Source organism: Corynebacterium hylobatis (assembly GCF_003955685.1).
Classification (GTDB): Bacteria; Actinomycetota; Actinomycetes; order Mycobacteriales; family Mycobacteriaceae; genus Corynebacterium; species Corynebacterium hylobatis.
The window spans coordinates 196,230-222,517 of sequence record NZ_RXHJ01000002.1 but is presented as its reverse complement, the minus strand read 5'-3'; the positions used below and the strand labels follow the sequence as shown (position 1 = coordinate 222,517).

Below are 26,288 nucleotides of genomic sequence, written 5' to 3'. Positions count from 1 at the left end.
GCATGACTGTCCTGCTTCTCGACGACCGCTGGCCCACCCTCATCCCCCTCGAGGCGCACGGCCGGCTCGGCGGCCCCGTGGAGTTCACCGAGGAGGTGCCCGTCCGCGTCCGCTGGAGCCTCGGGGATTTCATCCCTGCGCAGGGCCCCGGGGTGCTGGTGAGCACCAATGACGCCAACCCGCGGGTGCGCGCCCGCGTTCGGGCCGGCGAGCCCGTCATCGTCGCCGAATCGCGCCGGGACCCTGTGCACACGGCGGTGCGGGTGATGGAACGGGCCTGCTCGGTGGGGGAATGGGAGTCATCCCAGACCCACCGTTCCCTCCTGCCCTACCTTGCCGAGGAGGCACAGGAGTTCGCCGCCGAGGTGGTGGCCTGGGAGCAGGACGGGGATGAGCGGGCCCTCAAGCAGGAACTCGGTGACGTGCTGCTGCAGGTGCTCTTCCACGCCGAGATCGCCGCCCGCAGGGGTGCCTTCGACTTCGGCGATGTGGCGCAGAGTTTCGTGGACAAGCTGCGCTCGCGTTCGCCCTACCTCTTCGACGGGACCCGCCGGGTGGTGCGGATGGAGGAGCAGGAACGGCTGTGGGCACAGGGAAAGGCCCGGGAGAAGGAGCTTCCCCCGGGCCTGTGACCTGAATCAGGCGACCGCCGTCAGTTCAGCGTGGCGGACAGGCCCTGCAGGAGATCCTGGATGTTGTCCATGTCCGGGATGGAGCTGCCCGGGAAGAACTCCGGGTCCTTCTTCACCGTGCCGCACGCGACGGCCTTGTCGCCGATCTGCTCAGCGAACTGGGCGCTGACCAGGTAGGTGGCCGGATCGGTCACGGTGAAGGGCTTCGCTTCGTCGCGGACCTGCTTCACCAGGTCAGAACGGGTGGTGTTGCCGTCAATGGTGAAGACAGCCTTGAGGAGGGGGTCAGCCTGGTTGCAGGGGGTGTTGGCGATGCCCTGGCTGACGATGGCGTTGAGGTCGCCGAGCTGGGCGGAGGCGGCCGGGGCGAGACCCACGACGACGGTGGCGGTTGCGGCGACGGTGGCGAGGGTACGGCGGAGCATGCGGGCACCTTTCAGATGTGGACAGTTGCCCCCGGCATTATAGGTTTCCTGTGGGGTGGTTGTGACGAAAGTGGCAATTTAGGGTGAAGTGCGGGGGTGACGGTCCCGCCGCGGGTCCTGCTTCCCGGATGCCGTAGGATCGTCCTCCATGAGTGGTGCTGTCAGACGGGTGATGGGCTGTGGCCTGGGAGTGGTTCTGGCGATCATCATGGTCATATCCCTCATCGCCTGGCTGTTGTCTTTCCTGGACATATCCGGCCCGACCCGGCAGCTCCAGCCGGTCCCGCCCGATGTTCCGCCTGCGGCCGGTGCCGAGGTTCCGGTCATCGACATCCACGCCCCCGGCCGCACCAGCGACAAACTGGATTTCTGGGCGCAGCCGCTGGCCGGGGCCACGGACATCCCCGCCCCCGCCCTGCGCGCCTACGGCAACGCAGAGCTCATCGCGGGCGAGGCCTGGCCGGGCTGCCAGCTGACATGGAACACCCTGGCCGGCATCGGCTGGGTGGAGACCCGCCACGGCACCTACTCCGGCAGTTACTTCGACCGCAGCGCCATCAACGAACTCGGTTTCGCGGAACCGCCGATCATCGGCATCCCGCTCGACGGCGGCCCCGGGGTGGCTGAGATCCGCGACACCGACGGCGGCATCCTCGACGGTGACACCGAATTCGACCGCGCGGTGGGCCCCATGCAGTTCATCCCCGAGTCCTGGAGGCGTTACGGCCGCGATGCCAACGGTGATGGCGTGGCCGACCCGCACCAGATCGACGACGCCGCCCTCGGCGCCGCCAATCTGCTGTGTGCCGGTGGCCGGGACCTGTCCACGCCGGAGGGTTGGAGCGAGGCCATCTACTCCTATAACCGTTCGCAGGAGTACCTCATCAACGTCCGGGATGCCGCCGCCTCCTATGCCCTGAACCAGCCGGCCCGCTAGAACTGGGGCAGGGGGTGGCCCGGGTAGGCGATTTCAGCCCCGGAACACACGGGTTGGTGGCCCCTCCCGGTGGGTTTTCTGGAACAATCAACGGGGGCGCGTGGGCATGCCGCGCGCAACGCTGACGTATGCATACCCCAAGATGGCTTTAGGAGGCCCAAAGTGGCTGACATCATTCACGTTTTCGCCCGAGAGATCATGGATTCCCGTGGCAACCCGACCGTCGAGGCCGGCGTCGTCCTCGATGACGGTACCCTCGCCACCGCCGGCGTCCCCTCCGGCGCCTCCACCGGCGTCCACGAGGCACATGAGCTGCGTGACGGTGGCGACCGCTACCTGGGCAAGGGCGTGCTGAAGGCTGTCGAGAACGTCAACGAGGAGATCGCCGACGAGCTGGCCGGCCTCGAGGCCGACGATCAGCGCCTGATCGACATGGCCATGCTGGAGCTGGACGGCACCGACAACAAGTCCCGCCTGGGCGCCAACGCCATCCTGGGCGTGTCCATGGCTGTGGCCCGCGCCGCCGCCGAATCCGCCGGTCTGCCGCTCTACCGCTACATCGGTGGCCCGAACGCGCATGTCCTGCCGGTACCGATGATGAACATCATCAACGGTGGCGCCCACGCCGACTCCGGCGTCGACGTCCAGGAGTTCATGATCGCCCCGATCGGATTCGACTCCTTCTCCGAGGCACTGCGCGCCGGCGCTGAGGTCTACCACGCGCTGAAGTCCGTGATCAAGGACAAGGGACTGTCCACCGGCCTGGGCGACGAGGGCGGTTTCGCCCCCTCCGTCGACTCCACCCGCGAGGCACTGGACCTGATCCTGGAGGCCATCAAGAAGGCCGGCTTCGAGCCGGGCAAGGACATCGCACTCGCGCTGGACGTCGCCTCCTCCGAGTTCTTCAGGGACGGCAAGTACCACTTCGAGGGTGGCGAGCTGAACGCCGAGGAGATGGCCGAGGTCTACGGTGGCCTGGTCGACGAGTACCCGATCGTCTCCATCGAGGACCCGCTGCAGGAGGACGACTGGGAGGGCTACGTCTCCCTGACCGCCGCCATCGGCGACAAGGTCCAGATCGTCGGAGATGACCTCTTCGTCACCAACCCGGTCCGTCTCCAGGAGGGTATCGACAAGAAGGCCGGCAACTCCATCCTGGTCAAGGTCAACCAGATCGGTACCCTCACCGAGACCTTCGACGCCGTCGAGCTGGCGCACCGCTCCGGCTACACCTCCATGATGTCGCACCGCTCCGGTGAGACCGAGGACACCACGATCGCCGATCTGGCCGTCGCCCTCAACTGCGGCCAGATCAAGACCGGTGCCCCGGCCCGATCCGACCGTGTGGCGAAGTACAACCAGCTGCTGCGCATCGAGCAGGAGCTGGGTGAGGCAGCCGTCTACGCCGGCCGCTCCGCCTTCCCGCGCTTCAAGTAGCGCCCGCCTGCCGACGCCCCGGCCGCACCGTGGAATACACGGTGCGGCCGGGGCTTCCCCTATCATTGAGGACCTATGGCGCCCGAATCCTCCTCCCGTTCCCGGCACACCGTGCCGGTGGTCACCCGTGCCGCCGATCTCCAGCCGCGCCGCCCGAAACGACCGAAGGTGCGCCTGAGCACCGCAGAGATCGGCGTCCTGGTGCTGGTGACCATCCTGGTGCTGGTGACCATCGCCGTGCCCCTGCGCAACTACTTCCAGAGCCGCTCCGAGATCGCCCGCCTCAACGAGTCCATCGCGGCGAAGGAGGCGGAGAAGGAACGCCTGCTGACGGAGATCGATAAATATGAGGACGAGGCCTATGTCCGGGAGGAGGCCCGGCGTCGCCTCGGGCTCATCGAACCCGGCGAGATCGCCTTCCGCGTCATCGACCCCGGCATGGAGACAGACTCCACGGTGACCACCTCCGCGGAGGAGCTCATCGAGGAGCTCAGCTGGTACCAGATCCTGTGGGATTCCGTCGCAACCCCGCCCGCAGACGACCCCGGTGGCGTGTTCATGGAAGAATGATCGCCATGACTGTCAACAATGCAGATCTGGCGGCCGTCGAGAAGCAGCTCGGACGTGCACCACGAGGGGTCCTGGACATCTCCTACCGCACCCCCGACGGCGCACCCGGCGTGGTGAAGACCTCACCCAGGCTCCCCGACGGCACCCCGTTCCCCACCCTGTACTACCTCACCGACCCGCGCCTGACCGCCGAGGCCTCCCGCCTCGAGGTTGCCCACGTGATGAAGTGGATGGAGGAACGGCTGGCGGCAGACGAGGCCCTGCAGGCCGACTACCGCGCCGCACACGACCACTACCTCGCCGAGCGCAACAGGCTTGACGACCTGGGCACCGATTTCACCGGCGGCGGCATGCCTGACCGGGTCAAGTGTCTGCATGTGCTCATCGCCTACGCACTCGCCGAGGGGCCGGGACGCGTCCGCTTCGGCACCGAGGCCGTGGCCCTGGCCGCCGACCGGGGAGGACTGCGCGGCACCGCCGTCCCCGCCGACTGGCCCACCTGCGGGGAACTGGGCTTCGATGCCCACCAGTTTGATGAGCTCTACCAGGAGGCCGCCAAATGACCCGTGTGGCGGCCGTCGACTGCGGCACCAACTCCATCCGCCTACTCATCTGCGACATCGTCGGCGGCAGTACCCGTGAGGTCACCCGCACGATGGAGATCGTCCGGCTCGGCCAGGGCGTCGACGCCACCGGGGAACTCGACCCTGCGGCGCTGGCACGGACCCGGGCAGCCCTGGAGCGTTTCGTGGGAATCATGGAGTTCGAGCAGGTGACGGCTGTCCGGATGGTGGCCACCTCCGCCACCCGCGATGCCAGTAACCGGGACGAGTTCTTCTCCATGACCGCAGAACTGCTCGGCCGCATCACCCCCGGGGCCCGGGCCGAGGTCATCTCCGGGGAAGAGGAGGCCGCCCTGTCCTTCCGTGGCGCGATCACCGACCTCGACGCCTCCGCCGGCCCCTTCTGCGTCATCGACCTGGGTGGTGGTTCCACCGAGTTCATCGTCGGCACCGCCGAGGGTGAAGTACTGGGTGCGCACTCCACGCAGATGGGCTGCGTACGCATCACCGAGCGCATCATGCGCTCCGACCCGCCCACCGAGACCGAGACCGAGATTGCGGCGGAGTACATCGCTGAGCGGCTGGCGGATGCAGTCAAGATCGTGCCCATCGCCAAGGCCCGCACGATCGTCGGAGTGGCCGGCACCTTCACCACCCTCTCCGCCCTCGCCCAGGGCCTGGAGACCTACGATCCGCAGGAGATCCACGGTTCCGTACTGCGTTTCTCCGCCCTACGGCTGCTCACCCGAGAGATCCGGCACCAGACGTCGGAGACGCGTGCCCTCAACCCGGTCGTGCATCCCGGGCGTGCGGACGTCCTCGGTGGTGGCAGCATGGTCGTCGAAGGCATCATGGACATGCTGGAGAAGGAGACGAAGGCCGACAGCTTCGTCATCAGCGAGAAGGACATCCTCGACGGTATCGTCGCCGGCCTGAAGGACAGGATCGGGGTCTGACCCCGGTGATGTCTCCGGCCAGGTCCGTCTACCGGTGGGCGTCCTGGGCCAGCGCCGTGTGCGGCGCCCATGTCATCGCCTACCTGCTGGGCACCCTGCCGCGTGCCCTCGCGGAACTCGGACTGCTGTATCTGCTGCCGGGTTACCTGGGCATCGTCTTCTGGGCGGTGGCCTTCGGCACTGGCCTGCTGGAGAATGTGGGGCCCCGACTGATGCTGCGCGGCCACATCCTCAGCGGCGCAGGCATGGGCCTGGTTTTCGTCTGGTCGGTCGCCGCACGCAACATGGACCTGCTTGTTCTCGTCCCCGCGGCCTTCGGAATCGGACAACTGCCTGTCCTGTGGGCCCTGTTGACCGTACACCGACCGGGCATGACCTAAAATAGGGAACCTGCAGGCCCCCATAGCCCAATTGGCAGAGGCGGCGGACTTAAAATCCGTTCAGTGTCGGTTCGAACCCGACTGGGGGCACTTTTCACGTCGAGGGGTGTGGACAGATATTGCGCGTGGCTCTAACGCGGTGACGCCGCGAACAGCCCCTTCACTCGTTCGGTCAGCTCTCCGTCCGGACCGTCAATGACGATGTCGGGGAGGACATCCCGGGCGGGGATCGGTGCGACGGGTGCGACCGGGCGCCCCAGTTCCGTCCGCCAGCCGGCGATCTGCTCCGCCGATGCCGCGTAGACGATGCGTCCCAGCCCCACCCAGCCATGCGCGGCGGCGCACATCGGGCAGTGCTCACCGGAGGTGTAGACAACGGCCTTCGACCTCCCCTCCGGGGTGAGGTTCTCGACTGCCCAGCGGGCGATGGCGAATTCGGGGTGGCGGGTGTCATCACCGTCGGCGGTGCGGTTGTGGTCGGCGAAGACCTCGGTGCCGTCCCCGGCGACGAGGACGGAGCCGTAGGGGTCATTTCCGGTTTCCAGGGCCTGTTCTGCCAGGTCAACGGCTCGGGCCAGCCACTGTTGATCAAGATCAGAGATGCTCATGCCCGCCAGCATAGGTGGGTTGTTCCCTAGCATGGGTGGTATGCGTATTTTCGGCTTCAATTCCCATGGCGGCCCCGAGGTTCTCCAGCACCTGGAGGTGCCCGCCCCGACGCCCGGTGCCGGTGAGGTGCTCATCGATGTCCGGGCCACCTCCGTCAACCCCGGTGATCTGAACACCCGCGAGGGCACCAATGATTTCGAGGTGGGCTTCCCCATGGCCTTCGGCCGGGAGGCCGCCGGAACGGTGGTCGCCGTGGGGGAGGGGGTGAGCGGTATCGAACCGGGGCAGCTGGTCTTCGGGTCCTCGGCCTCCGGGCACGGTTCCTTCGGTGAGCAGGCGCTTCTCCATGCCCCCTCAGTCACCCCTGTCCCCGAAGGCCTGGATGTCCAGCATGCAGCGTGCATCCCGGTGGCCTACGGCACCGCGCTGGACCTCATCGACATGCTGGATCTGAAGGCGGGGGAGCGGTTCGTGGTGCTCGGTGCCGGCGGTGGGGTGGGCACCGCGGTGACCTCCCTGGCCACCGCCCGGGGCATTGATGTCATCGGGGTGGCCTCCGCCCGCAAGAAGGAACTGGTGGAGTCCCTGGGTGGGCGTCATGTGGAGTCCGGCCCCGGGTGGGTGGAGCGGGTCCGCGCGGTGGCGGAGCACCCGGTGGCCCTGTTCGACCTGGTGGGCGGCGACGTCCTGCGGGAGGGTGCGGAACTCACCGACCGGCTGGTCTCTGTGGCGGACAAACCGACGGTGAAGGAACTGGGTGGCACCGATGTCCCGCGCCGCCGCACGCGCGAGGTCTTCGGAGAGGTGGCGCGGCTCCTTGCCTCGGGGAAAGCTCAGGTCACCGTCAGTGATGTCCTGCCCCTGAGCGAGGCCGCCGCGGCCGTGGCTGTCGTGGAGGACGGTCACGCCACGGGCAAGGTCGTGGTCACTGTCCCTTAGTGCGGTCCAGTTCCTCGCCGATGCGCGGCCACAGACGCCGGAGGATGTCGTCCCAGGTGATCACGCTGACGCCCTCGCGGTCGTCGACGACCACCGCAACCTGCTCATTGCTGGCGCGCATGCGGCCCAGCGCCTCGGAGAGCGTCATCGACTCGGGCAGCACGAGGCTGGGCCTGGAGTGCTCCCGCGCGGGGCAGCCGGGGTTGGCGAGCAGGGTGTCGCGCACGTGCACCAGGTGGGGGACATCAGAACTGTCATCGATGAGAGCCCGCATGAGGCCGGTGGACCGGGCCCATTCCTGAACATCGACGACGGTGGCCCCGGCTGGCAGCACCTCACGCGGGGTGACGGCGTCACCGAGGGTGAGGACATCGAGGTCGATGACCCCGGCGATCTGCGTGGCGTCGGTCACGTCGAGGGCCCCCTGCTCCCGGGAGTGCTCAACGAGGTGCTGCAGCGTCTCCGGATCGTAGCCCTTCGCTGCGGCGCGTTCGACCGGCTCCTCACCGGCCCGGGCCACCAGTCGGTTGGCGATGGTGTTGATCCACATCAGCAGGGGCCGGAAGACAGTGATGAAGCCGCGGGCGGGCCGGGCAATGAGCGTCAGCGCCTTCTCCGGGTGGGCGATGGCCCAGGACTTCGGCGCCATCTCGCCGACGACCAGATGCAGGAACGTCGCGATGAACAGGGCCAGCGCGAAGGCCACGATGTTGGAGGCGAAGGGCGGGAGCGGGGTGCCGTCGAGAAGCTCGACCAACGCATGGTGGATCCACGGTTCCGAGATCGCACCCAGGGCGAATGTGGCGACGGTGATACCCAGCTGGGCGCCGGCGAGCATGATGGTCAGCTCGTTGAGGCTGCGCAGCGCGGCGCGTGACGACGCCGAGGTCTCCGCCGTCTCCTCGAGACGGTTGCGGCGGGCAGCCAGCAGGGAGAACTCGATGATGACGAAGAATGCCGAGGCGACGATGATGAGCACCGTCAACGGCAGGGCGACATACCAGTTGCTCATGAGCGTTCCTCCTCAACCAGTTCGATACGGACCTGGGCGGGGACGTGGTGGTCGATCTTCTCCACCCGCACGTCCAGGCTGCGTAGCGGGGCGTCCCCGCCCTCGACGTGGTCGCCCGGTTCCGGGGCGAGCTCGATGCGGTGGACCTCGCCCTCCTCGACCAGGCCACCGGTATGGGCGATGAGCAGTCCGGAGATGGTCACGAAATCCCCCTCGGGCAGATCGTGGCCGATGACGCGTTCGATCTCGTCGAGCGGGGTGTCACCGTCGACGAGCCAGGTGTCTTCGCCGGTCGGGGTGATCTCCTCGGTCTCCTCGAGATCGTGCTCGTCGGTGACGTCACCGAGGATCTCCTCGGCCAGATCCTCGACGGTGACGATGCCGACGAAGCCGCCGTACTCGTCGATGACGCACGCCATCTTCTCGTGAGCCTCCTCGAGGGCGTCGACCGCCGCGGGAAGCGGCATCAGTTCGGGCACGACCAGAGGTTCCCGCATGAGAGCGGTGACCGGGGTGGCGTCGGGAAGCTGCGTGCCCAGCACGTCCCTGAGGTGGACGACGCCGACCGGGTCATGGTCATCATCGATCACGGGATAACGGGTGTGGGCCGTTGCCATGAGGACGCGGATCTCCCCGATGGTGGCGGCGGGATCCACCACATCCGTCCGGGAACGCGGGACCATGGCGTGCTCGACGTCGTATTCGTGGAAGTCGAGCAGGCGGCCCAGCACCAGCGAGGTCCCGGTGTCCAGGTCACCGCTGTCGCGGGAGGCGGAGACGATGTGCTCGAGATCCCGCCGGGTGGCGGTGGAGTCGACGTCCTCGAGCGGCTCGATCCGGAACAGGCGCAGCAGGGCGTTGGCGGAGTAGTCGAAGAAGCGGATCAGCCAGCCGAAGACCTTCAGGTAACCGGACGTGGACCGGGCCAGCGCCAGGGAGGACTTCAGGGGGGCGGCGAGCGTGTAGTTCTTCGGGAAGAGTTCACCGAAGATCATCTGCACGATGGTGGACACCGCCAACGCGAGGACGGTACCCACACCCACGGACACGGCGGTGGGCACACCCACCCCGCCGAGCAGGACGCCGAGCTGGCGGCCCACCAGCGGTTCCGCGGCGAAACCGACGAGCAGGCCCGTCACGGTGATGCCCAGCTGCGCGCCGGAGAGCATGAAGGAGGTGCGTTCGGTGACCCGGAGGGCGGAACGGGCCTTGCTGTCGCCCTCCTCCGAGCGGCGGCGCAGGACGGTGCGGTCCACCGACATGAAGGCGAATTCCTGGGCGACGAAATAGGCGTTGAGTGCGATCATCACCCCGATGACGAGGACGCCGCAGAGCAGGATGGCAGCAGCGGTGATCATGCCGTCCCCCTCATGCGCCGGGTGTCAGAGGGACGGTACGAACATTCGGGAGGCTCCATTGAGGAGATTCCACCTACGCTTTCTCAGTTTTCCAGGATGTGTTGGGAGAAGTTTAATGGATAACCACTCGCCGGGGGAACTAACGGCAGTTTTGTTACGTTGTACAGGGTACAAAGCTTAAGTCCGGACAAGGACAGGAACAGAAAGGTACGGGGTCACATCTTGCGCAGCAGCAACCCTGTCATGAATTCACTCACCACAGTCAAGGGCGGTGCCCAGCGCGGCGCCTACCCCTCGGGTATCCCCCAGGGCTACGGCGATCCGTACGCCGGTTATGGCCAGACACCGGCCACCGTCACCGGCGATCGCCCGATGACCGTCGATGATGTCGTCTCCAAGACCGGCATGACCCTCGGCGTCATCGTCCTGTTCGCCGTGGTCAACTTCGGCATCTCCCTGTTCAACCCCGGCGTGGCCATGCTCCTGACCATGGTCGGCGCCATCGGCGGCCTGATCACCGTGCTGGTGGCCACCTTCGGAAAGAAGTACGGCTCCGCGGCCGTGACCCTCATCTACGCGGTATTCGAGGGCTTCTTCGTCGGCGGCATCTCGGTGCTGTTCTCCGGCATGCTCGTCGGTGATGCCAACGCCGGCATCCTCATCGGCCAGGCCGTCCTCGGCACCGTCGGTGTGTTCCTGGGCATGCTCTTCGTCTACAAGACCGGCGCCGTCAAGGTCACCCCGAAGTTCAACCGCATCATGACCGGCGCCCTGGTCGGTGTACTGGTCCTGGCCCTGGGCAACCTCCTGCTGGCCCTGTTCACCGGCGCGAACCCGCTGCGTGACGGCGGCATGATCGCCATCATCTTCTCCCTGGTCTGCATCGGCCTGGCGGCGATGAGCTTCCTCTCCGACTTCGATGCGGCCGACAAGATGATCCGCGCCGGTGCCCCCTCCAAGATGGCCTGGGGTGTGGCCCTCGGCCTGGCCGTGACCCTGGTCTGGCTCTACACCGAGATCCTGCGTCTGCTGTCCTACTTCCGCGGCAACTAGCCCCACAGACGATAATGGACCCGCATCATGCGGGTCCATTTTTCATTCCCCCAGATAGAAGGCGATGGTGCGTTCGGCCTGGGCGCGGGCGGCGGCGGGGTCGCCGCCGCTATTGGCAAGCGCCTGAGCCCAGAGGTGGGCGACCTCGCGGATGAAGGTCTCCTCCTCGCCCTCCTGTGTGTCGGTGTCCATCGCCATGTGGAAGGCCAGCGCCACCAGGGAGCTGTCCCAGCCGATGCCACCGGCCGCCGGGCCGTAGACCGCCCAGTGTTCATCGGCGGGGGCCAGGTGCGTCAAGGTCAGGCGCGTGCCGGGATCAGCGGGGGAGAGGGTGACCTCGACAGTGCTGAGATTGTCGTTGTCCTCCCACGTCAGGCGCAGGAGCCGCTCCGGCGTACAGGTGGTGATCGTGCCGGCGACCCCGCTGTCGGTCAACCGGAAGCGGCCACCCTCACTGAGAGCGCCGCTGACCGTCTCGAACCAGTTCTCCAGGCGGGCAGGATCGGTGAGCGCGTCCCACAGGTCGGCCTCTGAGGCGGGGTAGGTGCGGGAGAGTTCGACGCCGACACCGGCGCCCTCCCGGACGACCCGCCGCGTGACGAGCGGGATCTGGTCGAGCAGGTTCATTTTTCTTCTCCCTGGTCAGAGGACGACGGGTTCGCCGTTAACGGACAGGCGTGAGAATACCAGCCCCTGCAGGCTCTGAACCGGCTCGGAGAACTCCACCCTCCGGTCGGGGTCTGCTGCTCAGGCGGGGAGCCGACACAAAAACGCACCCGGGTCGGTGGCGGTGGTGAAAACCACGCCGGTGACCCGGGTGCGAGGTGAAAGACACACGCCGCAGCGTCTAGTTCTGGGTGATAACTTCCCCGGTATCAGGCCGGTCCTCGTCGACGAGGTTTCCGTCAGCACCACCGGCGCCGTTGGCCGGGGTGGTGGTCGTGGTGGCCTCGGCGGTCTCGTCCGCTTCGGTCTCGGTCTCGGTGGCCCGCGGCGCGCTGAACTCAGTGGCGGTCTCGACCTTCCGGTCGGAGGGCTGCTCATTCGGCGGGGAGCAGGCGGCCAGCGCCAGAGCGAGCGAAGCGGCGCCGGCGACTGCGGCAGCCTTACGGGCGAAGATGCGGGTCATGGTGGGGATCCTCCCTGTAGTCACTGAATTCGGATACGAGATTACTTGGCCGCGCGCGGAGTTGCGGCAAGCTGGGAATCGTAGGGCCTCGCGGACATGAGGGTCACGCTGAGGGTCGTCCCGTTCGGGGCGGTGTACTCCCGCGTCTCGCCCTCCTGCGCACCCAGCAGGGCGGCACCCAGCGGGGAGTGTTCGGAGTAGGTCTCCAGGTGCTCGTTATCCGTCGCAGCGGCACGGGTGCCGATGAGGAAGGTCTCCTTGTCGTCCTTGTCACCGTTGTAGTAGACGTGGACGACCGAACCGACGAGGGCCACTCCCTCGACGACACCTTCACGCTCAGTGGTGGAGTTGGCCAGCAGTTCGGAGATCTGCTTGATGCGGGCCTCCTCCTGATCCTGCATCTCGCGGGCGGCGTCGTAGCCGGCGTTCTCCTTGAGGTCACCCTCTTCGCGGCGCTCGTTGATCTCCGCGGCGACGGCCGGGCGGTGATCGATCAGTGCCTGAAGCTCACGCTCGAGCTTCGCCTTCATTTCCGGGGTGATGTACTGCTTCTGGTTTTCAGCCATGGCTAAGTGACGTCCCTGCCTTCCCTATCCCTGGGTCCGGTGGGGCACATCCGACGGGGAGCCTCGTGCCCCCAGCAAGCGCGTCACCCACCGGTGTGAACAATTGCCCCGGATTTTAACACAGGTGCCCAGGGCAGCATCACTCGACTGCGTCGCCGGGCCCGATGGTCAGATGGTCGGGGATGAGCGTGGAGCAGCCGTAGACGCTGCCTGAGACGGGCAGGTCGCGGGAGGGGATGTCCACCTGGAAACGCTGGATCGGGTCCCCACCGGGTTCAATCAGCAGCTCCCGGCGGCCGACCTCGGCCATCTCGTAGTTGATGGCGGTGACGATGCAGTAGGAGGCCACGTCCGGATCGTCCCGGGTGACGTCGACCCACAGGCGCATGGTGGAGTCGTCGACACGCTCGTGCGAGACCATGGAGATGGTCACGTCCCGGGTATCCCGGTTGGCCAGGAACTGGGCGAGGGCGATGATGATCGCGCCAATGAGGAGCACACCGACCACCGCGACGATCTTGCCTCCGACACCTCCCGGCTTCTGCGGTGTGCGGTCCGACCCGTAACGGGCTTCGGGGCGGGGGGCAGCGGGAGAGCTCATCAACCATCCTCTGGGAGACCTGAACGTGGATCGGCATCATCCTAATGGATGGGCCGGTGAGGACCTGCTTTCCCACTGACCGGCCAGGCCCATTAGGATGGTGTGGGTTGATATCCCCTGGTATCACCACGGACAACCGAGAAAACCAAGACAAGGAAGCGACACGTGAGCGGATTCCGGCTCCTGGCTATTCATGCGCACCCCGATGACGAATCGTCGAAGGGTGCGGCGACGACGGCACGTTACGCCGCCGAGGGCAACCGGGCCATGGTGCTCACCTGTACCGGCGGGGAACGCGGTGACATCCTCAACCCGGCCATGGACCGGCCCGGTGTGCTGGAGAACATCATCGACATCCGCCGGGAGGAGATGGCCACCGCCGCCGAGGCTCTCGGCGTCGAACACGTGTGGCTGGGCCACGAAGATTCCGGCCTGCCGCAGGGTGACCCGCTGCCGCCTCTGCCGGAGGGCTGCTTCGCCCTCGTCCCGGGGATGGACGTGGCGGAGGAGTTCGTGAAGATCATCCGCGACTTCAAACCGCACGTGATCATCACCTACGACGAGAACGGCGGCTATCCCCACCCCGACCACCTCAAGGTGCATGAGGCGTCGATGATCGCCTGGGAGAAGGCCGGTGACCCGGACTTCGCCCCCGAGCTCGGCGAGCCGTGGACCCCGCTGAAGCTGTACTACACCCACGGCTTCGTCCACCAGCGCATGAAGATGTTCCACGACCTGCTTCTCGCGGAGGGGCGCACCAGCCCCTACGGGCCGATGCTGGAGCGCTGGGAGCGCAACCCCGCCGACATCATGGCGCGGGTGACCACCCAGGTCGAGTGCTCGGAGTACTTTCCCCACCGGGAGGCCGCCCTGCGGGCGCACGCCACCCAGATCGACCCGGCCGGTGCGTTCCTGGCCACCCCGGCGGAGGTCCAGCAGCAGCTCTGGCCGACCGAGGAATTCGAACTCGCGAAGACCCGTGTGGCAACCTCCCTCCCGGAGGATGACCTGTTCGCGGGCATCCCCGCGGACAAGAAGTAGGAGAAGACAAGATCATGGATGTCATCACCGACCTGATGATCCTCGCCCAGCAGCAGCAGGGCGGCCCCCTGGGGCCGGAGTTCGGCAAGGCCTCACCCATCGGCCTGCTCATCCTCGCCGTGCTGGGTGTCGCGGTGATCTCCATCGGCTGGGCCTTCCACCGCCGCTACAGCCGGTACAACCGCCGACGCGCCTTCGCCGAGGCACACGGCCTCGACGTCTTCGACCAGGAGGCCGTCGACCGCGCGATGGAGGAGGCCGGTCTGCTGGACCGCCGCAAGAGGAGCTGGTTCTAGCCAGAAACCGGAACCTGTGCTAAAGTGCCGGTCATGTTCGTCTGGCGATTTTATTTTGGAGAGGCTCCGGGGCTGAGTGACAGCCACCACCGCCTCGCCGTGTCGCCTGCGCGCTAACCGCCTGCGAACCGACGAACACCCCGGAGCCGAGCAGCACCTCCCCGAGAAATCGGGTTGAGGGGCTGCTTTTTTGTTTGCCCGGCGCACAGACCCCACACAATGAAAAACCCAGTGAAAGGTTCACAGACCATGACCGTCGCCACCTACGCCTCCACCTCCAACCGCCGCGTCGTAGCCTTCCACGATCTGCCCAGCCCGGAGGAAGTCCGCGACCGCCTGCCGATGACCCCCGCCCAGGAACACCGCGTCGAGAGTGACAGACAGCAGATCGCCGACATCTTCAACGGCGAGGACGACCGTCTCGTCGTCGTGGTCGGCCCCTGCTCGATCCACGACCCTGAGGCCGCCATCGACTACGCCAACCGCCTGGCCCCGCTGGCCTCCCTGCTGGCCGAGGACCTCAAGGTGGTCATGCGCGTGTACTTCGAGAAGCCGCGCACCACCGTCGGCTGGAAGGGCCTGATCAACGACCCGCACCTCGACGGCTCCTACAACATCAACCACGGCCTGGAACTGGCCCGCAAGGTCCTGCGCGAGGTGGTCAACCTCGAACTGCCCACCGCCAGCGAGTTCCTCGAACCGAACTCCCCGCAGTACTACGCCGATCTGGTGTCCTGGGGCGCCATCGGTGCCCGCACCACCGAATCGCAGGTGCACCGCCAGCTGGCCTCCGGCATGAGCATGCCCATCGGCTTCAAGAACGGCACCGACGGCAACATCCAGGTCGCTATCGACGCGGTCGCGGCCGCCTCGAAGCCGCACTTCTTCTTCGGCACCTCTGACGGCGGTCGTCCCGCCGTCGTGGAGACCGCCGGCAACGAAAACTGCCACATCATCCTCCGCGGCGGCACCGCCGGTCCGAATGCGGACTCGGAGTCGGTGGCGGGCATCGTCGAGAAGCTGCAGGCCCACACGGACACCCCGCGCCTGATGATCGACGTCTCCCACGCCAACTCCGGCAAGGACCACGTGCGCCAGGCGGAGGTGACCGCGGACGTCGCCAGGCAGATCGCCGCAGGTGACGAGGCCATCGCCGGCATCATGATGGAATCCTTCCTCGTCGAGGGCGCCCAGTCCCTCGACACCGCCAAGCTGCCTGCCAACGGCGGCGCAGGCCTCGTCTACGGTCAGTCCGTCACCGACTCATGCATGAACATCGACACCACCGTCGACCTGCTCGGTGACCTCGCGGCCGCCGTCCGCGCCCGCCGGGCACGTCGGTCGCAGTAGGTGACGGAACGGCGGGGCAGACCCACTACACTGAGTGCTGTGAAACTGTCCCGCCTGCTCTACCCGCTGTATGAGGCCCGTCTGGCCCGCGAACTCAAAGGCGTCCGACAGCCGAAGCACATCGCGATCATGGCCGACGGCAACCGCCGCTGGGCCCGCGCCGAGGGGCACTCCGACATCAGCCACGGCCACCGCGCCGGGGCGGAGAAGATCGGCGAGGTCGTCCGCTGGTGCGAGGAGACGGAGGTGGAGATCATCACCGTCTACCTCCTGTCCACCGAGAACCTCGGCCGCGAGGCACAGGAACTTGAACTGCTCTTCGGCATCATCGGCGATGTCGTCGACGAACTGTCCGGCGGCGAGTACACCTGCCGGGTCCGGCTCGTCGGCCACCTCGACCTCCTGCCCAGGGACGTCGCCGACCGTTGGCGTGCCGCCGCGGATCGGACCTGCGACAACACCGGCCTGACGGTCAACATCGCCGTCGGTTACGGCGGCCGCCAGGAGATTGTCGACGCCGTGCGCAACCTCATCGCCGAGGAGGTCGCCGCCGGCACCCCGGCGGCGGAACTCACGGCGAAGGTCACCGCCGACTCCCTCTCGCACCACCTCTACACCTCCGGCCAGCCCGACCCGGACCTGGTGATCCGTACCTCCGGTGAACAGCGGCTGTCCGGTTTCCTGCTGTGGCAGGCCGCCTACTCGGAGATCTGGTTCACTGAGACCTACTGGCCCGCCTTCCGCCGCATCGACCTGCTGCGGGCCCTCCGTGACTACTCCCGGCGCAGCCGCCGGTTCGGAAAGTGAGTTCCCCACCCATGAGCACCGTCCTCTACGAATCCGCCTACGGATCCGCCCGCCAGTACGCCGAGGCCCTCGCTGAGCGGCTCGGCTGCACTGCGCAGCCACTCTCCGGGGCCGACCCGGCGCAGCTGCGCACCTCCGCTGAACCGCTGGTCGTGCTCTCCTATGTCCACGGCCCCTCGATCCCGGCAGCCGGCTTCGTGGCCGACAATGACCTCGGTGACAGGCCCGTGGCCGTGTGCGCGGTGGGCATGACCCTGCTGGAGGTGGCCCGCGCCAAGGATCAGATGGCCGGCGCGCTGGGGAAGAAGGATCAGGTGACCCGCTTCTACCTTCCCGGGCGGCTGAGCTACTCCACGATGGGCCGCAGGCACAGGATGATCATGTGGGGGATCATCAAGGCGCTCAAGGCGAAGCGGGAGGCCGACCGCAGCCCCAACGACCGGGCCATGATCGAGTCTCACGACCGGGACACCGACCATGTGGATCTGCGGGAGCTGGACCAGGTCGTGGAGTGGGCGGCGGCGCACCACCCCTGACCCCTGACCCCTGACCACAGCCCTCAGATCTTGCGCATCCGCACCCGCTCGACCTGGTGATCAGCGCGCTTGCGCAGCACCAGGGAGGCGCGCACCCGCGTGGGCAGGATGTTCTCCACCAGGTTGGGCAGGTTGATGGACTGCCAGATCTCCCGGGCGGCAGCCCGGGCGCTGGCGTCCCCGTAGTCGGCGAAGTGGCCGAAGTGCGCACCCGGTTCCCGGAAGGCGGTGGAGCGCAGCTGCAGGAAGCGGTCGATGTACCATTTCTCGATGTCCTCGGTACGCGCGTCGACGTAGACGGAGAAGTCGAAGAGGTCGGAGACCATGAGCGTCGGACCGGTCTGCAGGACGTTGAGACCCTCGACGATGAGGATGTCCGGCTGCGCGATGGTCTGGACCTGGTCCGGCACCCGGTCATAGAGCTTGTGTGAGTACACCGGCGCGTCGACGGAGGCGCGCCCGGACTTCACGTCGGTGACGAAACGCAGCAGGGCACGCTGGTCATAGGACTCGGGGAAGCCCTTCCGGGACATCAGACCACGGGCATTGAGCTCTGCAGCGGGCAGGAGGAAACCGTCGGTGGTGACCAGGTCGACACGCGGGTGGGACTCCCAGCGCTGCAGCAGGACCTGCAGGAGGCGGGCGGTTGTGGACTTGCCCACGGCCACGGAGCCGGCAACGCCGATGATGAAGGGCACGTGGCCGGAGGCGGTGCCCAGGAAGGTCTCGGTTGCGGCCATGAGTTTCTGCCGGGCGGCGACCTGGAGGTGGATGAGCCGGGACAGCGGGAGGTAGACCTCGGCGACCTCGGCGAGGTCGATGGATTCGCCGAGGCCACGCAGCTGCGCGACCTCCTCTTCTGTGAGGACCTGGGGCATGGATTTACGTAGGGCACGCCAGGAAGCGCGGTCGAAATCCACGTAGGGGGTGTGGTCCTTGGGCCGAGACATGGCCCTATTGTGTCACCTGCCTCACTTCTGTCCGGGGTTCGGGGGTACGGGACAACCCCAGGACGCTAAGCTGATTCATCGACTGCCGTGAATTCCTAGAAAGGCTGGCTGAAACGCCCATGACCGCTGAGTCCTCCCTCAACCAGGAGCTGTCCCTTCTTGACCCTGAGGTCCACGCTGCCATCGGCGGCGAGATCACCCGTCAGCGCGACTTCCTGGAGATGATCGCCTCCGAGAACTTCGTGCCGCGTGCTGTCCTGCAGGCACAGGGTTCGGTATTCACCAACAAGTATGCCGAGGGTTACCCGGGCCGCCGTTACTACGGTGGCTGCGAGAACGCCGACATCGTCGAGGACCTGGCGCGCGACCGCGCCAAGGCCCTGTTCGGCGCCGAGTTCGCCAACGTCCAGCCGCACTCCGGTGCCCAGGCCAACGCTGCTGTCCTGCACGCCCTGGCCGACGCCGGGGACAAGATCATGGGCCTGTCCCTGGCCCACGGTGGTCACCTGACCCACGGCATGAAGCTGAACTTCTCCGGCAAGCTCTACGAGGTCGCCGCCTACGAGGTCGACCCGGAGACCCACCGCATCGACATGGACCGCGTCCGTGAGCAGGCCCTGGCCGAGCGCCCGAAGGTGCTCATCGCCGGCTGGTCCGCCTACCCGCGCACCCTGGACTTCGAGGCCTTCCGCTCCATCGCGGACGAGGTCGGCGCCTACCTGTGGACCGACATGGCGCACTTCGCCGGCCTGGTCGCCGCTGATCTGCACCCCTCCCCGGTGCCGCACGCCGATGTCGTGTCCACCACCGTGCACAAGACCCTGGGGGGTCCGCGTTCGGGCCTGATCGTCGCCAAGCAGGAGTGGGCCAAGAAGATCAACTCCGCCGTCTTCCCGGGCCAGCAGGGTGGACCGCTGATGCACGTCATCGCCGCCAAGGCCGTCGCCCTCAAGCTCGCCGGCACCGATGAGTTCAAGGACCGTCAGGCACGCACCATCGAGGGTGCGAAGATCCTCGCCGAGCGACTGACCGCCGCAGACGCCAAGGCCGCCGGCATCGACGTGCTCACCGGTGGCACCGATGTCCACCTGGTGCTCGCTGATCTGCGCAACTCGGACATGGACGGGCAGCAGGCCGAGGACCTCCTCCATGAGGTCGGCATCACCGTCAACCGCAACGCCGTGCCGAATGACCCGCGCCCGCCGATGGTCACCTCCGGCCTGCGCATCGGCACCCCGGCGCTGGCCACCCGCGGTCTCGACGCCGCCGCCTTCACCGAGGTCGCCGACATCATCGGCACCGCACTGGTGGACGGCAAGAACGCGGATGTGGAGAAGCTGCGCGCCCGCGTGGCGAAGCTGACCGACCAGTACCCGCTGTACGAGGGTCTCGAGGACTGGAAGATCAACTAGTCGCCGTGCGTGTCCTCATCATCGACAACCGGGATTCCTTCACCTGGAATCTGGTCGCCTATGTCGAGGACATCACCGGTGTCACCCCTGAGGTGATCACCAACGACGAACCCGGTTGGGATGTCGGCCGCGTCGCCACTTTCGACGCCGTCATCATCTCGCCGGGTCCCGGCCGCCCGGAGCGCGACGGGGACATCGGCATGTGCCTGGATGTCCTGCGCGACGGGCGTGTCCCGATTCTGGGGGTCTGCCTGGGCCATCAGGCCCTCGCCCTCGCCCACGGCGGCACGGTGGATCTGGCCCCGGAGCCCGTCCACGGGCGGGTGTTCCCCGTGCGTCATGACGGCTCGGGTCTCTTCACCTCACTGCCCCCGCTTATCGACGTCGTCCGCTACCATTCCCTCATCGTCAGTGATGTGCCCGGGGACCTGCAGGTCACCGCCCGGACGCCGGACGGACTGGTCATGGCCCTGGCCCACCGGCGGCTGCCCCAGTGGGGCGTGCAGTTCCACCCCGAGTCGATCGGTGGTTTCGACGGCCACACCCTCATCGCGAACTTCCTGGACCTGGCCGCCGAACGCAACCGGCGTTCGCGTTCCCGCTGGCGACTGCACACCGTCACCGTCGAGGGGGAGTGTGACGGCGAGGCCGTGTACGCGGAGTTCTTCGCGGACTCGGCGGATGCTTTCTGGCTGGACTCGACGACCCCAGACCACGGCACGGGGCGTTTCAGCTACCTCGGCGACGCCTCGGGACCACTGGCCCGCGTGTGGAGCGAACGGGTTGATCCGGAACGTTCGCTGTTTGAGGAGCTGGCCGCGGATCTCGCCGCCAACACCATCGACGCCGGGGAGACGGACTTCGGCTTCACCTGCGGCTGGGTCGGCTGGCTCGGCTACGAGCTGAAAGCCGAGTGCGGTGGCTCCGCGGCCCACGTCTCCCGGTATCCGGATCTGGGGATGATCTTCGCGGACCGGGCGGTGGTCATCGACCATGCACTGCGCCGCACGCACCTCATCGCGCTCATCGGATCCGAACATGATGCCGCCCAGCGCGAGTGGTGCACGGAAACCGCCCGGCGGGTGGCGGGGCTGGGGGCGCCGGCGGGCGTCGAGAAGCAGGGTGCGGTGGGCTCGCTGAGCGCCCGCCACTCCCGCACGGCCTACCTGGAGCTGGTGGAGCAGTGCCTGGCGGAGATCCGTCAGGGCGAGTCCTATGAGATCTGCCTGACCAATGAACTCACCGCCCCCGGGACGCTGGACGTGGGTGCGGCGTATGCGGCGTTGCGTGCGGCCAACCCCACGCCCTTCGGTTCCCTGCTGCGGATCGGTGGCGTGAACGCGCTCTCCTCCACACCGGAGCGTTTCCTGCAGGTCAGCGCCGAGGGGCTGGTGGAATCCCGGCCCATCAAAGGCACCCGGCCGCGCAGTGCAGATCCGCGGGAAGACACCCGGCTGCGCTCGGATCTGGCTGTCAACGACAAGGACCGCGCCGAGAACCTCATGATCGTCGACCTCGTGCGCAACGACCTCAGCCGGGTTGCCGAGCCGGGCAGCGTGCGCGCGGAGCCGCTGTTCCAGGTGGAGTCCTACGCCACCGTCCACCAGCTCGTCAGCACCGTCACCTGCCGCCTGGCTCCCGGACGGACGGCCGTGGACGCGGTGCGGGCGGCCTTCCCGGGTGGTTCCATGACGGGCGCGCCGAAGATCCGCACCATGGGAATCATCGACCGGCTGGAGGAAGGGCCGCGCGGCATCTACTCCGGCGGCATCGGTTATTTCTCGCTCGACGGGGCGATGGACCTGTCCATGGTGATCCGCACGATTGTCGCTGATGGGCACGGCCTGAGCTACGGCGTCGGCGGGGCGGTCATCGCGCTCTCGGATCCGGTGGGGGAGTACGAGGAGACTGTGACCAAATCCGCCCCGCTGCTGCGGCTGCTGGACCGGGAGTTCCCGCAGTGACACTGCTGCGCTGGGACGGGGCTGAGCTGGTGCCGGCGGAAGAGCCGGACAGCCGGCCGGATGTCGTCGACTCCTGGCTGGAGCACGACGGTTATGTGGGCAGCCGGCACCTGCATGAAGAGCGTTTCGCGGGCAGCCTGCCCGGGATCAAGGTGGGTGATTTCCTGACGGCGGTACGACGGGCGGTGCCGCACGAGGGCAACTGGTTCCCCCGTATCGAGGCCCACGGTCAGACGCTTTACCTGCGGGTCCGTCCTGCGCCGCCGCTGCGGACCCGAACGGTGCTGTGGGTGCCACCGGAACCGGATCCGCGGGTTGTTCCGCGCGTGAAGGGTCCGGATCTGCCCGTGTTGGCACGGTTGCGGGCGCAGGCACAGGAACACGGGGCGGACGATGCGCTTCTCTGGTCCGCCGACGGCCTGGTCGTGGAGGGGGCGAACTGCGCGTTGGCGTGGTGGGAGGGGGACCGGCTCATGGTCCCGGAACACCCCGGTCAGCTGCCCTCGGTGACGGTGACCGCGACCCGGGAGATGCTGGACGGGGTGGGGCAGCGGCCGGTGACGCCGACGGAGTTACGGCAGTACCCGGTATGGGCGGGCAGTGCCCTGCACGGCTGGACCGAGGTGGTCGGCTGGGTGGGGCAGGACGGCACGCGGCTTCGGGCCGTGACGGAACCGACCCCGGTGAGTGCGGCCGAGGTGACCACGCTGCTGCGCTGGAACTGACTTCACACCGCCCAGTCGCCCAGCGCCCCCTCCAGTGCGCCGAGGGCGGCCTCGATGAGGGGCCAGCGCTGGTCCTGCGGACAGCCGAGCTCCACCCAGTGGCGGCCGGCGTGGTCGAGGAAACCCACCCAGCCCCACAGCGCCCAGGTATGGCGGGGGAAATCGCCGATGCCGATGATCTCACGCAGCTGGCCGACCAGTTCCGTGTCGGCGGCATGCCGGTGGGTGAGAGCGGATTCCGGTTCGCCGACGCCGGGCAGGAGGGTGGGATCCTTCTGTAGGGCGTCGAGGTGCACCTGGAGCAGGTGACTGATGCGCTCGCGGACCGGGTGGCCGGGGTTGAGGGCGGTGACGGCGGTGAGACGGGCATCGAGAAGTGAGCGCAGCGAGTCTTCGACCACGGAGGCGTAGAGGTCTGCCTTGGAGGAGAAGTAGTGGAAGACCAGCGACTGGGAACTGCCGGAGGCCGCGGCGATGGTCGGCACGGAGGCCGCCGGGTAATCGGTGGTGGCGAAGTGGGCGCGGGCGGCCTCGAGGATGGCGGCGCGGCGTTCAGTGGTGCTCAGGCGTCTGCGGGTGCTCACGGTTGACAACCCTACCTGCTGTTGAGTTAAGGTCAATAGCAGTTACTGATCTCGACTCAATAGGAGTACCCGTGCTTGACCACGCCATCTTCTGGCACGTTTATCCTCTCGGCGCCACCGGCGCACCGATCCGCGACTGGTCGACTGGGGACGAGGCGCACCGCCTGCCGCGGCTGATCAACTGGCTCGACCACCTCATCGAGCTTGGTTGCAACGGGCTGCTGCTCGCTCCGGTCTTCGCCTCCAGCACGCACGGCTATGACACCCTCGACCACTTCCGCATCGACCCCCGTCTGGGCGATGACGCCGACTTCGACCGGCTCATCGCCGCCTGCCGGGAGCGCGGCATTGAGGTGCTCCTCGACGGCGTGTTCAACCACGTCGGCATCCACCACCCGATGGTCGCGGACGGTGGCCCCGTCCGTCGCCTGCCGGACGGCAGCCCGGAACCCTGGGAGGGGCACGGTGATCTGGCCCTGCTCGACCATGACGACCCCCGCACCGCCGAGCTCGTCGTCGACGTGATGAACCACTGGCTCGACCGCGGCATCGCCGGCTGGCGCCTCGACGTCGCCTACTCCGTGCCCACCTGGTTCTGGGCGCAGATCGTCGACCGGGTCCGGCAGCGACACCCTGACGCCGTCTTCCTCGGCGAAATCATCCACGGCGACTACGCTGCGCTGATCACCGAGGGACACCTGGACACCGTCACCCAGTACGAGCTGTGGAAAGCCATCTGGAGTTCGGTCAAGGACGTGAACTTCCACGAACTGGCCCATGCCCTGGGGCGCCATCGGGAGTTCATGGCGGCCGGTCCCATGCAGACCTTCGTGGGCAACCACGACGTCGACCGCATCGCCAGCACCGTCGGCGATGAAGGGGCAGCCCTGGCGGCCGTGCTGCTGCTGACCCTGCCGGGCGTGCCCAGCATCTACTACGGCGATGAACAGGCCTTCCGCGGGGTCAAGGGCACCGGTTTCGCCACTGACGATCCCATCCGGCCCGCTCTGCCGGAAACCCCGGTGGTGCTCTCGCTCCCGGCTGCCGCCATGTTCGAGCTCCACCGCGAGCTCATCGCCCTGCGCCGCCGCCACCCCTGGCTCACCCGCGGGCAGGTCGAGGTGCTGGACACCACCAACGAGACCATCCGTTACACCGTCACCGGGTACGGCCACCGCCTCGAGGCGACGCTGACATCCGCCCCGGTCTCCGTGGAACTCGTCTTCGACGACGGGGAGCGCTTCGCCGCGCAGTGGTGAGCCCGGTCGGGACAACGGAAAATCCCCGCTCACCGTGACCGGTGGGCGGGGGCAGTATCCGTCAGGGGGAGAAGCGCCTAGTTGGCGTTGAGTGCGGACTCTTCTTTGGTCGGGGCGACCGGCTCGGAGGAGGAGACGATCTCGGCCTCCGCGGGAGAACGCGGGATGAGGAAGGTGGCCACGGCACCGACCAGGGCGGCACCGGCGAAGATCCAGAAGGAGACGGTCGGACCGAAGCCGGCGCCGATGATCAGGCCGCCGATGGCCGGGCCGACGATGCCGCCGAGTCGGCCGAAGCCGGCGACCCAGGAGACACCCGCGGCACGGGAGGCGGTGCCGTAGTAGTTGGAGGCCAGGCCGTAGGTGAGGACCTGGGTGCCGATGACACCGATGCCGGCCATGATGATGAACGGGTACATCGGGGCAACGGAGGTGAACAGCGGCAGGATCGCCAGGGACGCCGCAGCCAGGGCGAAGGTGGAGGTGATGACGGCCTTGGCGCCGATGCGGTCGGCGATCCAGGAGGCGGTCAGGCCGCCGACGACGGCGCCACCGTTGAGGAAGAGCAGGGAGTACAGGGAGTCATGGGCGTTGGCGCCGTTGGCCTGCATGATCTTCGGCAGCCAGGTATTCAGCCCGTAGGTGGACAGCAGGCCGATGAAGGACATCACGCCGATGAGGACGGTGCCGGTGAGGTAGGAGCGGGAGAAGATGCCGGCGAAACCGGTCTTCTCCAGATCGGAGCGGGCACCGGAGGTGGTGGCGGGCGCGGTGGCCGGCTCGGCCAGGAACTTCTCCTCCGGCAGGCCGTGGCGGACGCAGACTGCACGGGCGTCGGCCTTGCGGCCACGGGTGACGAGCCAGCGCGGGGACTCCGGCAGGGCGAAGAATGCCAGGGGCAGCAGGAAGAGGATGGGGGTCGCGCCGATCCAGAACAGGCCACGCCAGCCGACCATGTCCTCGAAGCCGAGGGCGAAGAGGGAGGCCATGACGCCACCCATGGGGACACCGGAGTAGACGATGGCGTTGAAGAGGTTGCGGCGGTTGGCGGGGGCGAACTCCGCGATGATGGCGCCACCGGTGGCGACGATCATGCCGACACCCAGGCCGGTGACGAAGCGCAGGAAGCCGAACATGGCGATGGAGGTGGCCATGGCGGTCAGGCCCATGCCGACGGAGAACCAGGCGATGGCGGTGAGCATGACCTTGCGGCGGCCGATGCGGTCGCCGATGGCGCCGGCGGACAGGGCGCCGATCAGGACACCGATCATGGCGTAGGAGCCGAGGGTGCCGGCGACGGCGGGGGAGAGCTGGCCGATGTGGCTGGGATCCTCGAGCAGGGAGGACAGGACGGCGCCGTAGATGACGAGGTCGTAGCCGTCGAAGAGGATGGAGATGCCGACGACTGCAAGGACGAGGTACACCGTGCGGCGGTGCGCCGGCGATGCCCATGTTTCGGTGGTGTTCACTGTTCTTCCTTCTGTGGTCCGGATGACTTCCCTCTGTGACGGAGAGGATGACCGAACTGTAGAAGTGTTCCAGAACACATGAAACTAGGGGCGTCCCTAGTAACTGCCCGGGGGTCGGTGGGCGCGTTTCATGGTCTGACCTGTGGAAATGATGGTACCGGGGTGCTCCCCTGCAGGTGGATGGGGGTATTGACAGATTTCCGGTGCGCGCCGTTCCGGCGACGGGCGCAATGCATTGCGGTTTGGTAAACCCCTGTGCGGGGGTGAACAAAAGGGCGCTGAACGAACTTTAATGTTCGTTCAGCGCCCTTTTCTGCTGGTAGGGGGACTGTCAGTCCTCGGTTTCTGCTGCCGGGTTCTCGCGGCCCTCGGCCAGTGCGGTGCGGGCGGCACGCAGCCAGTCAGGCTGATCCTCCAGCAGCGCCTTGATCTCGGCGGTGGTCAACGGCTGGTCCAGGTCATTGCGCTTCAGCGCAGTGATGGTGATGCCCAGCTTCTGGGCGACGACCGGACGCGGGTGCGGGCCTGTCCGGCGCAGCTCAGTGAGCCACTCCGGCGGGGTCTCCTGCAGGGCCTTGAGCTCTGCGTGGGTGACGGCGTTGTTCTGGAACTCCTCCGGGGTTGCGGGCAGGTAGATGCCCAGCTTCTTGGCCGCGGTCTGCGGCTTCATTGCTCGACCGGAAGGCTGACGTGCGGACTCTTCATTCACACCCCCAACGGTAGCATTA

At 67.3% G+C, this 26,288-nt stretch carries 30 protein-coding genes and 1 tRNA gene; 19 read left to right on the top strand and 12 right to left on the bottom strand.

Annotated elements, in window-relative coordinates; translation table 11 throughout:
* The first annotated feature begins 2 nt into the window (after positions 1-2).
* Entirely contained in the window at positions 3-632 is a 630-nt protein-coding gene (locus EAH68_RS02340; protein WP_126119704.1) for a MazG nucleotide pyrophosphohydrolase domain-containing protein, read from the top strand.
* Between the two features lie 20 nt (positions 633-652).
* Here the strand turns inward: EAH68_RS02340 and EAH68_RS02335 are convergent, their stop codons facing one another.
* The gene (locus tag EAH68_RS02335) at positions 653-1,057 is read right to left on the bottom strand and encodes a hypothetical protein (protein ID WP_126119703.1); all 405 of its coding nucleotides are present in this window, start codon (positions 1,055-1,057) and stop codon (positions 653-655) included.
* A gap of 148 nt (positions 1,058-1,205) precedes the next feature.
* On the opposite strand from EAH68_RS02335, the gene EAH68_RS02330 reads away from it, so the two are divergent.
* The 7 genes from EAH68_RS02330 to EAH68_RS02300 all read left to right on the top strand — a co-directional run bounded on the left by EAH68_RS02330 (position 1,206) and on the right by EAH68_RS02300 (position 5,990).
* Entirely contained in the window at positions 1,206-1,994 is a 789-nt protein-coding gene (locus EAH68_RS02330) for a lytic transglycosylase domain-containing protein (protein ID WP_206436335.1), read from the top strand.
* Positions 1,995-2,156: 162 nt separating this feature from the next.
* Positions 2,157-3,431: a phosphopyruvate hydratase gene (gene eno / locus EAH68_RS02325; RefSeq protein ID WP_126119702.1), complete on the top strand. Its 1,275-nt coding sequence runs from the start codon at positions 2,157-2,159 to the stop codon at positions 3,429-3,431.
* Positions 3,432-3,506: 75 nt separating this feature from the next.
* The gene (locus EAH68_RS02320) at positions 3,507-4,001 is read left to right on the top strand and encodes a septum formation initiator family protein (RefSeq protein ID WP_126119701.1); all 495 of its coding nucleotides are present in this window, start codon (positions 3,507-3,509) and stop codon (positions 3,999-4,001) included.
* 5 nt (positions 4,002-4,006) lie between these two features.
* Positions 4,007-4,564: a DUF501 domain-containing protein gene (locus EAH68_RS02315; protein ID WP_126119700.1), complete on the top strand. Its 558-nt coding sequence runs from the start codon at positions 4,007-4,009 to the stop codon at positions 4,562-4,564.
* Positions 4,561-5,520, top strand: a complete 960-nt coding sequence (locus EAH68_RS02310) for a Ppx/GppA phosphatase family protein (protein WP_126119699.1) — start codon at positions 4,561-4,563, stop codon at positions 5,518-5,520. Before EAH68_RS02315 ends, EAH68_RS02310 begins: the two co-directional genes overlap by 4 nt.
* Positions 5,521-5,528: 8 nt before the next feature.
* On the top strand, positions 5,529-5,900 hold the full coding sequence (locus tag EAH68_RS02305) for a hypothetical protein (protein ID WP_126119698.1): 372 nt from the start codon (positions 5,529-5,531) through the stop codon (positions 5,898-5,900).
* A gap of 16 nt (positions 5,901-5,916) precedes the next feature.
* Positions 5,917-5,990, top strand: a tRNA-Leu gene (locus EAH68_RS02300).
* A gap of 41 nt (positions 5,991-6,031) precedes the next feature.
* On the opposite strand, the gene EAH68_RS02295 is transcribed toward EAH68_RS02300, so the two are convergent.
* Entirely contained in the window at positions 6,032-6,508 is a 477-nt protein-coding gene (locus EAH68_RS02295; RefSeq protein ID WP_126119697.1) for a nucleoside deaminase, read from the bottom strand.
* Between the two features lie 40 nt (positions 6,509-6,548).
* Here EAH68_RS02295 and EAH68_RS02290 point away from each other — a divergent pair, with 40 nt between their 5' ends.
* A complete protein-coding gene (locus EAH68_RS02290) occupies positions 6,549-7,448 on the top strand; it encodes an NADP-dependent oxidoreductase (RefSeq protein ID WP_126119696.1) in 900 nt (299 codons plus the stop codon).
* Here EAH68_RS02290 and EAH68_RS02285 read toward each other — a convergent pair.
* Together EAH68_RS02285 and EAH68_RS02280 are read right to left on the bottom strand one after the other, a co-directional pair.
* Positions 7,435-8,460 carry a hemolysin family protein gene (locus EAH68_RS02285; protein WP_126119695.1) on the bottom strand — a complete coding sequence of 342 codons (1,026 nt, stop codon included), beginning with the start codon at positions 8,458-8,460 and terminating at the stop codon, positions 7,435-7,437. The genes EAH68_RS02290 and EAH68_RS02285 overlap by 14 nt on opposite strands.
* Positions 8,457-9,818 carry a hemolysin family protein gene (locus EAH68_RS02280; protein WP_126119694.1) on the bottom strand — a complete coding sequence of 454 codons (1,362 nt, stop codon included), beginning with the start codon at positions 9,816-9,818 and terminating at the stop codon, positions 8,457-8,459. The genes EAH68_RS02285 and EAH68_RS02280 overlap by 4 nt, the downstream gene beginning before the upstream one ends.
* Before the next feature lie 222 nt (positions 9,819-10,040).
* Between EAH68_RS02280 and EAH68_RS02275 the strand changes: the two genes are divergently transcribed.
* On the top strand, positions 10,041-10,871 hold the full coding sequence (locus EAH68_RS02275) for a Bax inhibitor-1/YccA family protein (protein ID WP_164546378.1): 831 nt from the start codon (positions 10,041-10,043) through the stop codon (positions 10,869-10,871).
* Between the two features lie 42 nt (positions 10,872-10,913).
* On the opposite strand, the gene EAH68_RS02270 is transcribed toward EAH68_RS02275, so the two are convergent.
* The 4 genes from EAH68_RS02270 to EAH68_RS02260 all read right to left on the bottom strand — a co-directional run bounded on the left by EAH68_RS02270 (position 10,914) and on the right by EAH68_RS02260 (position 13,167).
* The gene (locus EAH68_RS02270) at positions 10,914-11,498 is read right to left on the bottom strand and encodes an SRPBCC domain-containing protein (RefSeq protein ID WP_126119692.1); all 585 of its coding nucleotides are present in this window, start codon (positions 11,496-11,498) and stop codon (positions 10,914-10,916) included.
* A gap of 220 nt (positions 11,499-11,718) precedes the next feature.
* A complete protein-coding gene (locus tag EAH68_RS14690; RefSeq protein WP_164546377.1) occupies positions 11,719-12,000 on the bottom strand; it encodes a hypothetical protein in 282 nt (93 codons plus the stop codon).
* Positions 12,001-12,041: 41 nt separating this feature from the next.
* The gene (gene greA, locus EAH68_RS02265) at positions 12,042-12,566 is read right to left on the bottom strand and encodes a transcription elongation factor GreA (protein ID WP_126119691.1); all 525 of its coding nucleotides are present in this window, start codon (positions 12,564-12,566) and stop codon (positions 12,042-12,044) included.
* 139 nt (positions 12,567-12,705) lie between these two features.
* Entirely contained in the window at positions 12,706-13,167 is a 462-nt protein-coding gene (locus tag EAH68_RS02260) for a DUF4307 domain-containing protein (RefSeq protein ID WP_164546376.1), read from the bottom strand.
* Between the two features lie 165 nt (positions 13,168-13,332).
* Between EAH68_RS02260 and mca the strand changes: the two genes are divergently transcribed.
* The 5 genes from mca to EAH68_RS02235 all read left to right on the top strand — a co-directional run bounded on the left by mca (position 13,333) and on the right by EAH68_RS02235 (position 17,197).
* Positions 13,333-14,208: a mycothiol conjugate amidase Mca gene (gene mca / locus EAH68_RS02255; protein ID WP_126119689.1), complete on the top strand. Its 876-nt coding sequence runs from the start codon at positions 13,333-13,335 to the stop codon at positions 14,206-14,208.
* A 14-nt stretch (positions 14,209-14,222) separates the two neighbouring features.
* Positions 14,223-14,504 (top strand): hypothetical protein, encoded by a 282-nt coding sequence (locus tag EAH68_RS02250; protein WP_126119688.1) that lies wholly within the window; start codon positions 14,223-14,225, stop codon positions 14,502-14,504.
* A gap of 249 nt (positions 14,505-14,753) precedes the next feature.
* Positions 14,754-15,854 carry a 3-deoxy-7-phosphoheptulonate synthase gene (locus tag EAH68_RS02245; RefSeq protein WP_126119687.1) on the top strand — a complete coding sequence of 367 codons (1,101 nt, stop codon included), beginning with the start codon at positions 14,754-14,756 and terminating at the stop codon, positions 15,852-15,854.
* 39 nt (positions 15,855-15,893) lie between these two features.
* Positions 15,894-16,661, top strand: coding sequence for an isoprenyl transferase (locus EAH68_RS02240; protein ID WP_126119686.1), 768 nt, complete (start codon positions 15,894-15,896; stop codon positions 16,659-16,661).
* An 11-nt stretch (positions 16,662-16,672) separates the two neighbouring features.
* Positions 16,673-17,197, top strand: coding sequence for a flavodoxin domain-containing protein (locus EAH68_RS02235; RefSeq protein WP_126119685.1), 525 nt, complete (start codon positions 16,673-16,675; stop codon positions 17,195-17,197).
* 23 nt (positions 17,198-17,220) lie between these two features.
* Here EAH68_RS02235 and coaA read toward each other — a convergent pair whose 3' ends face one another.
* The gene (coaA, locus tag EAH68_RS02230) at positions 17,221-18,147 is read right to left on the bottom strand and encodes a type I pantothenate kinase (protein WP_126119684.1); all 927 of its coding nucleotides are present in this window, start codon (positions 18,145-18,147) and stop codon (positions 17,221-17,223) included.
* 119 nt (positions 18,148-18,266) lie between these two features.
* Between coaA and glyA the strand changes: the two genes are divergently transcribed.
* Genes glyA through EAH68_RS02215 form a run of 3 tightly spaced genes read left to right on the top strand, consistent with a single transcriptional unit; the run spans position 18,267 to position 22,248 of the window.
* Complete coding sequence (glyA, locus tag EAH68_RS02225) at positions 18,267-19,559, top strand: serine hydroxymethyltransferase (protein WP_126119683.1); 1,293 nt, start codon at positions 18,267-18,269, stop codon at positions 19,557-19,559.
* Positions 19,560-19,564: 5 nt separating this feature from the next.
* Positions 19,565-21,523 carry an aminodeoxychorismate synthase component I gene (gene pabB, locus EAH68_RS02220; protein ID WP_126119682.1) on the top strand — a complete coding sequence of 653 codons (1,959 nt, stop codon included), beginning with the start codon at positions 19,565-19,567 and terminating at the stop codon, positions 21,521-21,523.
* Positions 21,520-22,248: an aminotransferase class IV gene (locus tag EAH68_RS02215; RefSeq protein WP_164546374.1), complete on the top strand. Its 729-nt coding sequence runs from the start codon at positions 21,520-21,522 to the stop codon at positions 22,246-22,248. Before pabB ends, EAH68_RS02215 begins: the two co-directional genes overlap by 4 nt.
* Before the next feature lie 2 nt (positions 22,249-22,250).
* Here EAH68_RS02215 and EAH68_RS02210 read toward each other — a convergent pair whose 3' ends face one another.
* A complete protein-coding gene (locus EAH68_RS02210; protein WP_241228245.1) occupies positions 22,251-22,832 on the bottom strand; it encodes a TetR/AcrR family transcriptional regulator in 582 nt (193 codons plus the stop codon).
* Positions 22,833-22,903: 71 nt separating this feature from the next.
* Between EAH68_RS02210 and EAH68_RS02205 the strand changes: the two genes are divergently transcribed.
* Complete coding sequence (locus EAH68_RS02205) at positions 22,904-24,091, top strand: alpha-amylase family glycosyl hydrolase (RefSeq protein WP_126119680.1); 1,188 nt, start codon at positions 22,904-22,906, stop codon at positions 24,089-24,091.
* 77 nt (positions 24,092-24,168) lie between these two features.
* Here EAH68_RS02205 and EAH68_RS02200 read toward each other — a convergent pair whose 3' ends face one another.
* Both EAH68_RS02200 and EAH68_RS02195 read right to left on the bottom strand, forming a co-directional pair.
* Positions 24,169-25,560, bottom strand: coding sequence for an MFS transporter (locus tag EAH68_RS02200; protein ID WP_126119679.1), 1,392 nt, complete (start codon positions 25,558-25,560; stop codon positions 24,169-24,171).
* A gap of 331 nt (positions 25,561-25,891) precedes the next feature.
* A complete protein-coding gene (locus tag EAH68_RS02195) occupies positions 25,892-26,230 on the bottom strand; it encodes a DUF5997 family protein (protein ID WP_126119678.1) in 339 nt (112 codons plus the stop codon).
* Between the last annotated feature and the right edge of the window lie 58 nt (positions 26,231-26,288).